The sequence below is a fragment of the Camelimonas sp. FR25 genome (assembly GCF_059740505.1).
Genome location: NZ_JCAWFG010000082.1, coordinates 63,752 through 73,839, shown reverse-complemented (window position 1 = coordinate 73,839; position 10,088 = coordinate 63,752). Strand labels below are relative to the sequence as shown.

The window sequence follows — 10,088 nt, the reverse complement described above, 5'->3', positions numbered from 1 at the left end:
AGGCCGTTCGGATGTCAACGGCCTGGCGACAAAAATCCTTTCGCCCGCATTCCACCCATTCCGGTGCAATCGGGTCGTTCCAGACAGCCCTACGCTAACCAGCTCTTAATGCTGGCCGTTTCATACATTAACCATGATTTTCGGGTTGTGGAAGGCTGCTGACGCGAATGTGCTCACGAAACAGCCGCTTTCGACAGCCAGTTGTTGACCATGCGCAGGCCAGACAGCGTGGTTCTGCGCCGCTGGCGCGCCGCCCTGCCGCGTGACGCGCATGCTCTTGTCTGGAGTTACGCCTGGCATGTTCGCCCAGCCTGATCCGGCGCCCGCGCGCCCGCAACGCCGCCATCGCAGCGCCGCGACCATGGCTTTGGCGACCATGTGCCTGGCTGCTTTGCTCTTTGCGCAGCCCGACGCGGCGCAGGCCAAGGCGGATACGCCCGTGCCCGGCGCGACCCATGCGTTGATGCGCGACAAGGGCATGAAGGCCGCGGCCCCGGTGCTGGTGCGCGTATTCAAGCGTGAAGCCGAACTGGAGATATGGAAGCAGCGCGCCGATGGCCGCTACGCGCTGCTGAAGACCTTTCCCATTTGCCGCTGGTCGGGCCGGCTTGGGCCAAAGCGGATGACCGGCGACCGCCAGTCTCCTGAGGGGTTCTACGACATCACCCCGAAGCTGATGAACCCGAACTCCTCCTACCATCTGTCGTTCGACACCGGCTTCCCCAACGCCTACGACCGCGCCCATGGCTACACAGGCTCCTATCTGATGGTGCACGGGGCCTGCTCGTCGATGGGCTGCTATGCCATGACCAATGATGGCGTTGAGGAGATTTACGCCCTGGTGCGCGACGCCTTTCGCGGCGGCCAACGCGCGGTGCAGATGCAGGCCTATCCCTTCCGGATGACGGCGCGGAACATGGCCCGTATGCGCGACGACGAACACATCGCGTTCTGGCGTCAGCTCAAGGTGGGCTACGACCGCTTTGAGGCGACGGGGCGCCCTCCCCAGGTGACGGTGGCCAGCAAGCGCTACAACTTCACGCCCTATCGCGACGCCGCCATTGAGGCCCAGGCGACGGCGCGGGTGCGCGATGAGCAGGCCGCCATCCAGCAACACATTGATGACGGCGCGCCTTCCGTGCGCATTACCTATGCCGACGGCGGCATGCATCCGTTCTTCGCGCGCATGCGCAACCGGGCGGCGCTCGGCGTGATCTCCCGGCCCGAAGCGCTGGCCTTCGCCGGCCGCGACGTGATCATCCGGCCAGGGGTGCGCAAGGTTCCGCCGGTTATGGTGGCCAGCGCGGTCTCCGTCACATTCGCCACCTTGTGGGAGGCGCGCAGCGACGCCTTTGCCGCGACACAAGCCCCCTCCCCTGCCCTGCCAGCGACGCAGGCGCTCCCGACGTCCGCCGCGCCACGCATCGCCCTCGCCCATGACAATGCCCGCGGCGCCCTCGCCTCGCTGCGGCGCGACGTGGCCCCAGACCGCACGCCCGACAGCGCCTGGACGCGCATGGTGGTGGCGCTCGCTGCTCCCGTAGCCGAGTGATACCAGAGCCCGATGAGCATGACTCATCGGGCTCTGGTTAAGCCCGTGCGGCGCTTGAGCGTTTCAGGATGCGGGTGCGTCAGCATCTTCGCGTCCTGCTATGAAGCCTTCCGTATGCGGCGTCGCGCGCTGTTCACACAAGCATCGGCAGCGATGTCCTTGCCGGGGCAGGCGTTGTCTCTGCTTATCCCCGGTTGGGCCTGCGCCATTGCATTGCGGACTGATCGCGCGCCGGCGCAGTGGCGGCTGGCGGTGTTGGCCCGCCAGGCCGTGGCGCCGGGCGGGCCAGTTGCTCAAACCTCCCCGAGCGCCGCGGCGATGCGGCCGCAGGCGCTGATGAACCCTTTGGCATAAGGCACATCCGCCGCTACCGGATGCGAGCTGAACACGGCGAGGGTCACCTCGTGGCGGGGGCAGACATAGAGCCACTGGCCATGGATGCCAGCGCCGCCGAAGGCGCCGGTGTCGGCGTCGAACACGTACCATTTGCTGCGATAGCGACAGGCGGGAAAGTCCATCTCGGCAAAATTGCCGCGCTGCCATGCCTCGACATCGCCGTTCTGGCGGATGTCGTCGACCCACCAGGACGGGATGATCTGCCGGCCATTGGCCACGCCGCCGCGCCGCATCATCTCGCCGAACCGGGCCAGATCACGGGTGGTGACGCAAATGCCGCCAGCCGCGCGCGCCGCGCCGCGCGCATCCACCGTCACCCAGGCCTCGTGGCTTGCGCCCATGGGCCGCCAGATACAGTCCGAGAAAAGCTCGGCGAAGGACGCGCCGCCGGCCCGCTCCAGCACCCAGCCGAGCGTGTCGGTGGCCACTGACAGATATTGGAAACGCGCGCCATGGGCGGTGGGCCCAGGGCGGTTGAGGCTGGCGAGATAGCCCCGCAAATCGCCGCCGCCGACCTCGCCGCCCGGGTCCCAGCCCACCGCACGCCGGTAGGCCGGCATGTCGCCATTGGGATCGGCGTAATCCTCGACAAAATGGATCGACACCAGCATGTCGAGCAGATGCCGCACGCTGGCGCTGGCGAACACCGAGCCGTGCAACTCCGGCACATAGCTTGAGGCCGGACGCTCCGGGTCGAGCAGTCCGCGCTCCACCAGCACGCCCGCCAGCGCGCCCGTGAGGGATTTACTGACCGAGAACAGGATGTGCTGGCGCCCGACGTCGAGGCCGTTGTCGTAGAACTCCCAGGCCAGCTCGCCACGTCGCAGCGCCACCAGCCCATCGACATGCAGGGCGCGAAGCCAGGCCGGTAGCCGCACATGGCCGCCGGCGCCATCAGCGATCTCCACATCCGCCAGATCGCGCCAGCGTTCCGGCAGCGGCGATGCGGCGTCTGGCCCTGCGCCCGGCGCGGCGGCGGTGGGCGCCAGCGACCGCACGTTGCGGAACCCCCATTGGCTGAATGGCGCCTCGCGCCAGTTAGCCAGCGTGACCTGCGCCGCCACGGGCGGCGGCGCCCCCTGCATCAGGCGTTGCCTCATGACATCTCCTCCTGCGCCGGCCCGGACGTCGCGCCAGGCTCGGTGATTGCGCTGGACAGCATTTCAGCCGGTTTTGCTGCAGGACGCCAGAGGATGACAGGCGGAACAGCGCGCCTCACGTTGCGGAACCAGGCCGCGCTGTCAGAAAAATTGCCGCCCGGCGCGGGTTGGACAAGGGTATTTGCGACGCCGTAGGGCGACATGCGACGCCAGACCGCCGCGGCAGGCGCTTGCTCCGGGGTGTGGTTGGTGGCACTCAGGGCCGATCATCGCCGCACCCGCGCTGTCCTGCGCCGCCTCCGTTGAGGCGGCCACGCCCGTCCGGAATGCCACTGTCCGCTGATCCGGGTCGCCGCCGCCTTGCGGTCCATGGCGCATCCCCAGAGGCTTCGCCTGCCGGCTTGCGGCGAAGTATGGTCCCTTGTCAGTCAGAAAAAGCACCCGCCTCGCCTGGCTCTGCGCTGGTATCGCCGCGCTTGCAGCCGTCAGCTCCACGGCCATCGCAGCGCCAGTCGTCACCGCCGACGCCCGCCTCACCCGCTCGCTGATGATGCTCGACCCCACGCAGCGTTTTCAGCAAATCTGCGACGTCGCCGCCATGCGGGTGATCCGCCGCAAGGAACAGGGGCTGCGCCCCGACCGCGCCATTCTCGACGCCATGGCCGCCGTGGATGAGACCGGCGACCGCCTGTCTGGCAAGGGCGGCGCCATCCGGGTCAAGGGCGGCTGGCGCCAGATCTCCTTCTCCTGCGTCGCCGCGCCAGACCGGCTCTCGGTGCTGGAATTCAACTACGACCTCGGCGAAGCCATCCCCGAGGCCGACTGGGAAAAATACAGCCTATGGCGCTGAGCGGCGGCCATGCCTGTAGAGCATGGCCGGCTCCACTTTGATCCTGCGCCCGCAGGCCGACGCTCTGCGCTCCACAGCCTGTGGGGTAAGCGTGGCGCAAATCGCCGGCGCATAAATTGACCAGGCCCTGGCGTCAGTCTCGCGCGTCTTTCCTGGCCTGGGCGTCGCGCACAAATTGCGACACCCGTCCCGCCTCCATGGCGCTGCCGATCTGGTCCACCCGGGTAGATGGGTTCGGCTGCATGCCGTGATTGGCCGTCCGATGCTCAGGGACGCTGTCTTCCGCCCCACTCGCCTGCTTTAGCGCCAGGGCGCGCCGGGCGCTGGCCACCAGGGCGCCGCGCCCCGCCTGCACCTTGCGCCGGGCGATTTCGCGATTGGCGCGCTGGATGGCGCCAGACAGCACCCGCGCCTTGAGCTTGTTGCCGGAATTGTCAGTGGCCGGCCGGGCGCTCGCCGCCTTGCCGCGCATCTCGCGCCGCTGCTGGCGGGCGATGCCGCGCGCCCGGTCACGCCGCTCCCGCAGCAGCGCCACCACCTGTCGCAATTCCTGGTCGCTGGCGGAGGCAATGCCCTCGCGCCGCGTCACGGCCACGAGTTGCGCTTCATCCTGTGTCAGCAGTCGCATTTCTGATTTGGTCGCAATAGACATGGCGTGCCCTCCCCGGCGTCCGGTTGCAAGCGCAACCGTTGCACAGACCGCGCGCCGGAGCAAAAGCATCACGCCGATTTGCCCAGGCTTAAGGCCAGGCGACGCGCCGTCGCGCACGACCGCCATCGTCAGCACAGATTGCCTTGGTCGCAACGTCAGCAGGAAGAAACTGAACTGCAGACACAAAAAAACCCGCCAGAGGCGGGGTCTTTTTGAAGAAGATGGTGGGCGCACTAGGGCTCGAACCTAGGACCCGCTGATTAAGAGTCAGCTGCTCTACCAACTGAGCTATGCGCCCATCTTCTTGTCTTCGCTCCGGCGGGGCGTTGTGTGCGCCACCGTTTCGATGAGCGGTTGATACCAATCCCCCCCGTGGCTGTCCAGCGCCTGTACGCTCACGCCCAAACTTTTTTCGACGACTGGGGAAAACCCACGGATCTGTGAATTACCGTCCGTAGCGACAACGGGTTTGCAGCCAGCGCCTCGACAGGCGCGCACCGGCGCAGACGCTCAACAAGCCACTGTGATCGTTAAGAAAAGCGCCACAGGACGGACGAAAGCCGCGCGTGGGAGCCGGGGGCCGCCCATCGCGTGGCGGGCCGCACGCATCAAGGCCTGTTCGTTGCGTCAGGCGGCGCGCGCCAGGCGGGCTTGCCCAAGGCGCGCGCCAGGGTCCGCCGCACCACGCCACTGATACCAGAATGCGAAGATGCTGACGCATCCGCATCCTGACATGCTCAGGCGCCGCACGGGTTCTGGTATGAGGCGCGGTTTTCATCGCCCACAGGCAAGAAGCGGCGCGTCATCGCCCCTGCGCCAGCGCCAGCTATAGTCGATGTCCATTCACCTGGAGCCATCCCTGTCGGCGCCTGCCGCGTCGGCCATCTTGCTGGAGCCCCCGCATGAACCGCGTCACCCGGCCCATCCTTTGCACCCTGTTGCTGACCGGCGTCGCCGCCTGCACCCAGCACGCCAGCGACAGCCCTGCGACGACAGGCGCAGCGCCGCTGGCGCGCGCGTCGGGCCCCGCCAGCGCGCCGGCCGCCAGTCCGGCGGGTCCTGGGACCTGCGGCGCGGCGATCGCACAGCTCCGAAAAGTGCTGACACAGGATCTGGAGATGGGCCACGTCAATCGCAGCGTGTATGCGCGGATGACGCCACAGATCGATCGCGCCGCAGCGCGCTGCCAGGCTGGCGACCAAAGCGCAGCGCTGGCGATGCTTGCTTCGGTTAAGAAGGCCAACGGTTACTATTGAGGATGGCCGAGGCGTGCAGACGCGAGGGCGGCGCGGCTCATGCGCCTATGACGGCAACCGCTTCGGCGCGCCCGCAACGCCCGTTGGCGCGCCGGCAGCGGCGTAGCCGTCTCTGGCCAGCGCTGTGGCCAGCCAGGCCATCATGAACGACGGCGCCCGATCCGCCGGTAGATCGGCCAGGCTGGCGATCGCCACAACGTCGGCAAGCTCCGCCGCCGGGTCGCTGGCGATGAAGCGGCGGATGCGCTGCAGCAGCGCCTCGGCCGGCTCTCTCGCGCGCGCCTCGCGCATCAGGGCGACGCGGCCGCCGTCGAGCACGGCGCTCCAGCCAGGTGAGAAGCAGAGTTCAGCGGCGTCGAGTCCAGTCTCTTCCGCCAGCTCGCGGCTGATATTGCCCTGCAGGTCGAGGCGGCCATCTGGCAGCACGTCGGACAGATCTGGCGTGCCAGCGGCGAAATAGATCACCCCGGCGTTGGCGGTGTGGGCGCCCTGCACCCCGGCGATGAACGGCCCGTCGGCGGCGCGCAGGGCGGCCATGGAAAAGCCGTTGACCACGCTGGCGTCCGGCCAGCCGAGATCCCGCCAGGTCAGGAAAGCAGCGAAATCCACCGGCAAATAGCTCGCCCGGTACACCCCATCGACAATCGATGGCTTGCGCGACAGCAGCACCTGGCCGTTGAACATGCGCGGCTGGCGGGCCAGCGCCGCCTGCCAGTGCTGGTCGATGAGCGCCCGGTTGGCCTCAGCCCACGCCCATGGCCCGGTGTCGACGCGCGCCTCGACGGCGCGCAGCGGCACGATGGCCGGCGCCTCACGCCAAGGGTAGGCGCCGGCGTCGCAGCTCACAGCGCCACCGCCTCAAACACCTGCGACGGGGCCACAAATTCATCCTGCGCCTGCACCAGCTGCAATTCGCTCTGGCCTGATGCGGCGGTGGCAGCCAGCAGGCCATGCACCGAGGAGGTCGCAGCGCTTAGCGCCGCCGCCACCGAGCGGCTGCGCAGATAATGCGTGAAGAACAAAGCGGCGGTGACATCGCCAGCGCCAGTGAAATAGCGGTCGATCTTCGGCGTGCGCACCCGCCACATGCCGTCGGGGCCAGACGCCAGCATGTCGATGGCGTTGGCGGGCGTCTCGGCGCTGTGCAGCGAGGTCAACAGCACCACCGATGGCCCGAGCCCATGGGCGATGCGCACCGCCTGGCGCGCTTCCGCAACGGAATGAATGGTGCAGCCGGTCAGCAGCTCCAGCTCAAACTGGTTGGGGGTGATGACGTCGGCCGCCGGCATGGCGCGCTTGCGCATGAAATCCGGCACGTCTGGCCGTACGAACACGCCACGCCCGACATCGCCGATCACCGGGTCGCAGCAATACAGCGCATCGGGATTGGCCGCCCGCACCCGCGCCGCAACGGCGAGCACCGCCTCGCCAATCTCAGCCGAGCCGGCATAGCCCGACAGCACGCCGTCGCACTGGCCCAGCACGCCGCGCTCCTCAATGCCGCGCGTCACCTCGGCGATCATGTCGCCATCAAACACTCGCCCTGTCCACGCGCCATAGCCGGTGTGATTGGAGAATTGCACGGTCAGCACCGGCCAGACGTCGACGCCCATGCGCTGCATGGGAAACACGGCGGCGGCGTTGCCGACGTGGCCATAGGCGACGTGCGACTGGATCGACAGAATGTTCATTGGCTCCCCCTGCCCCCGCCTTCTCCGTCAGGCGCCGACGCCGTGGCGACGCCTGTCGCCGAATTGATTTTCGGCCACCCATAGCCCTAGCGTTGCAGAATCGGCGCCGCGCCGCCGCCCAACGGACACGGCAACCTAGATCGCTTTGCTTGCCGACGGAAACGTCTGATGCAGCAAAATTACGACGCCCACCCATATTCCGCGACCAACGCCCGAAAACGCCCGTCCTCGCCAAACCCTGATCAGCGCACGCCGGAAACAGCTGGCCACACAACCTTGCAACGCCACTTTCGCGTCACGCTTGCGCCGCCATGCCCGGCGATGTTCGCGACCCCGCCACGTGGCGGGGCGGCGCGCGTCATGAGGCGCGCGCGCTGCAGCAGAGTTGCAACCGCGCGGTTTCACCGACACAACTGGCAGGCGCCGCGCCGGGAGCATGCATGACCCTCGCTGAAATGACGCACCACGTCACCGAGTTTGTCCGCCAGCATCAAGCCTGGGCGCCATGGATCGTCGCCGCCCTCGCCTTTGCGGAATCGGTCGCCATCCTGTCGTTCGTCGTTCCGGCCACCGGACTGCTTTTGGCCATCGGGGCGGTGCTCGCCGCCGCTGGCATCCCGTTCTGGCCGGTGTGGGCCGCGGCTGCGGCCGGCGCCATCCTCGGCGACTGGATCTCCTACGAGGTCGGCTATTGGCTCAAGGACAGCGTTCGCCATCGCTGGCCATTCCGTCGTTTCCCACACTTTATGGACCGGGCCGAAGCGTTCACCCATAAATGGGGCGTCGCCAGCGTGTTTATTGGCCGCTTTTCCGGGCCGCTTCGGGCCTTTGTGCCGCTGGTCGCCGGCATGTTCCGCATGCAGCGTTTGCCGTTTCAGGCCGCCAATGTCTCGTCCGCCCTGATCTGGAGTTTTCTCATGCTATTCCCAGGGGAAGCGATCAATAGTTTCTGGCGTTTACACTAATTCATCAGATAGAATACTGATCCAACAGACGCGTCTACCCGATTCCTCTTGACGACGAACCGGAGATCGCCATGGAACATCTGATCCCCCTGATCCTTCACCTCGTTGGCGGCGCCATCGGCGGCGGCCTCGCCGGTCGCGCAAGGTCCATCGACATGGGCGGCCTGGTCAACGCCGCAGCCGGCGTCGTGGGCGGCGGCGTGCTCGGCCATATCCTGCAATCGCTATCGCCGATGTTGCTAGCGCCGCCCTCACCGACGTCATCGCCCTGATTGGAAATTTCGTCGCAGGCGGCGTCGGCGGAGCCATCCTTGCCTCTGTACTTGGGTTGATTGTCAATCGCCTGCGCCCCGGCGATTAATACAAGGCCCCGACGATGCTGACGCATCCGCGGCCTGCAAAACTTACGCCCAGCGCGGGCCTGAACGTCGCCCGAAGGTTCATGTTCATCAGGGAATGGCGTCATGTGCGCCGCTCTGCTCCAGCCACAAAAAAAGCCTGCGGCGGGGCCGCAGGCTCATTCTGTCAGGGCGCCCCGGAGTGGGGCGCCGATCCAGGTGGACTAGCCGGGTCGAGGATCAGTTCTTCGACTTGTCGACCAGGGCCTTTTCCTTGATCCACGGCATCATGTCGCGGAGCTTGGCGCCGACTTCCTCGATCGGGTGCGCAGCGTTACGGGCGCGGGTCGCCTTGAACGAGGCCTGGTTGACCTTGTTCTCCAGCATCCAGTCGCGGGTGAACTTGCCCGACTGGATGTCCTCCAGAACGCGCTTCATCTCGGCCTTGGTCTCAGGCGTGATGATGCGCGGGCCGGTGACGTACTCGCCGTACTCAGCGGTGTTGGAGATCGAGTAGTTCATGTTGGCGATGCCGCCCTCATAGATGAGGTCGACGATCAGCTTGAGCTCGTGCAGGCACTCGAAATAGGCCATCTCCGGCGCGTAGCCGGCTTCCACCAGGGTCTCGAAGCCGGCGCGGATCAGCTCGACAGCGCCGCCGCACAGCACGGCCTGCTCGCCGAACAGGTCGGTCTCGCACTCTTCCTTGAAGGTGGTCTCGATGATGCCAGCGCGACCGCCGCCATTGGCCGAAGCGTAGGACAGGCCGATGTCATGGGCGTTGCCGGTCGCATCCTGGTGGATGGCGATCAGGGTCGGCACGCCGCCGCCACGCTGGTACTCGGAACGCACGGTGTGGCCCGGGCCCTTCGGAGCGACCATGAGCACGTCGAGGTCCTTGCGCGGCTCGATCAGGTTGAAGTGCACGTTCAGGCCGTGCGCGAACAGCAGCGCCGCGCCTTCCTTCATGTTGTCGTGCAGGCTCTCGCGATAGATGTCGCCCTGCAGCTCGTCCGGCGTCAGCATCATGACGACGTCGGCCCATTTGGCGGCGTCGGCAGGCGACATCACCTTGAAGCCAGCGCCTTCGGCCTTCTTCACGGTGGCGCTCTCGGGGCGCAGGGCGATGGCGATGTCGGCGACGCCCGAATCGCGCAGGTTCAGTGCGTGGGCATGGCCCTGGCTGCCGTAGCCAACGATGACGACCTTCTTGCCCTTGATCAGGTTCAGATCCGCATCGCGGTCATAATAAACACGCATCACATACATCCTCTGGCGACGGTCGCGG

Annotated in this window: 10 protein-coding genes and 1 tRNA gene; 5 read left to right on the top strand and 6 right to left on the bottom strand. The window is 66.9% G+C overall.

Going from position 1 to position 10,088, the window contains the following annotated elements; genetic code table 11:
* Positions 1 to 298 precede the first annotated feature (298 nt).
* A complete protein-coding gene (locus tag AC6A67_RS10985) occupies positions 299 to 1,552 on the top strand; it encodes a L,D-transpeptidase family protein (protein WP_498036596.1) in 1,254 nt (417 codons plus the stop codon).
* 293 nt (positions 1,553 to 1,845) lie between these two features.
* Here the strand turns inward: AC6A67_RS10985 and AC6A67_RS10980 are convergent, their stop codons facing one another.
* Positions 1,846 to 3,048: a serine hydrolase domain-containing protein gene (locus AC6A67_RS10980; protein WP_498036595.1), complete on the bottom strand. Its 1,203-nt coding sequence runs from the start codon at positions 3,046 to 3,048 to the stop codon at positions 1,846 to 1,848.
* Between the two features lie 421 nt (positions 3,049 to 3,469).
* On the opposite strand from AC6A67_RS10980, the gene AC6A67_RS10975 reads away from it, so the two are divergent.
* Positions 3,470 to 3,898, top strand: a complete 429-nt coding sequence (locus tag AC6A67_RS10975; RefSeq protein WP_498036594.1) for a DUF930 domain-containing protein — start codon at positions 3,470 to 3,472, stop codon at positions 3,896 to 3,898.
* A gap of 133 nt (positions 3,899 to 4,031) precedes the next feature.
* On the opposite strand, the gene AC6A67_RS10970 is transcribed toward AC6A67_RS10975, so the two are convergent.
* The gene (locus tag AC6A67_RS10970; RefSeq protein WP_498036593.1) at positions 4,032 to 4,550 is read right to left on the bottom strand and encodes a hypothetical protein; all 519 of its coding nucleotides are present in this window, start codon (positions 4,548 to 4,550) and stop codon (positions 4,032 to 4,034) included.
* Between the two features lie 222 nt (positions 4,551 to 4,772).
* Positions 4,773 to 4,848 (bottom strand) — tRNA-Lys (locus tag AC6A67_RS10965).
* 604 nt (positions 4,849 to 5,452) lie between these two features.
* On the opposite strand from AC6A67_RS10965, the gene AC6A67_RS10960 reads away from it, so the two are divergent.
* Positions 5,453 to 5,806: a hypothetical protein gene (locus AC6A67_RS10960; protein ID WP_498036592.1), complete on the top strand. Its 354-nt coding sequence runs from the start codon at positions 5,453 to 5,455 to the stop codon at positions 5,804 to 5,806.
* Between the two features lie 45 nt (positions 5,807 to 5,851).
* Here the strand turns inward: AC6A67_RS10960 and AC6A67_RS10955 are convergent, their stop codons facing one another.
* Complete coding sequence (locus tag AC6A67_RS10955; RefSeq protein WP_498036591.1) at positions 5,852 to 6,652, bottom strand: NUDIX hydrolase; 801 nt, start codon at positions 6,650 to 6,652, stop codon at positions 5,852 to 5,854.
* Positions 6,649 to 7,497 (bottom strand): pyridoxal kinase PdxY, encoded by an 849-nt coding sequence (pdxY, locus tag AC6A67_RS10950; RefSeq protein WP_498036590.1) that lies wholly within the window; start codon positions 7,495 to 7,497, stop codon positions 6,649 to 6,651. The genes AC6A67_RS10955 and pdxY overlap by 4 nt, the downstream gene beginning before the upstream one ends.
* Positions 7,498 to 7,937: 440 nt before the next feature.
* Between pdxY and AC6A67_RS10945 the strand changes: the two genes are divergently transcribed.
* Together AC6A67_RS10945 and AC6A67_RS10940 are read left to right on the top strand one after the other, a co-directional pair.
* Positions 7,938 to 8,462, top strand: coding sequence for a DedA family protein (locus AC6A67_RS10945; protein ID WP_498036589.1), 525 nt, complete (start codon positions 7,938 to 7,940; stop codon positions 8,460 to 8,462).
* A 71-nt stretch (positions 8,463 to 8,533) separates the two neighbouring features.
* Positions 8,534 to 8,734: a hypothetical protein gene (locus AC6A67_RS10940; RefSeq protein ID WP_498036588.1), complete on the top strand. Its 201-nt coding sequence runs from the start codon at positions 8,534 to 8,536 to the stop codon at positions 8,732 to 8,734.
* 306 nt (positions 8,735 to 9,040) lie between these two features.
* Here the strand turns inward: AC6A67_RS10940 and ilvC are convergent, their stop codons facing one another.
* Positions 9,041 to 10,060, bottom strand: a complete 1,020-nt coding sequence (ilvC, locus tag AC6A67_RS10935) for a ketol-acid reductoisomerase (RefSeq protein WP_498036587.1) — start codon at positions 10,058 to 10,060, stop codon at positions 9,041 to 9,043.
* Between the last annotated feature and the right edge of the window lie 28 nt (positions 10,061 to 10,088).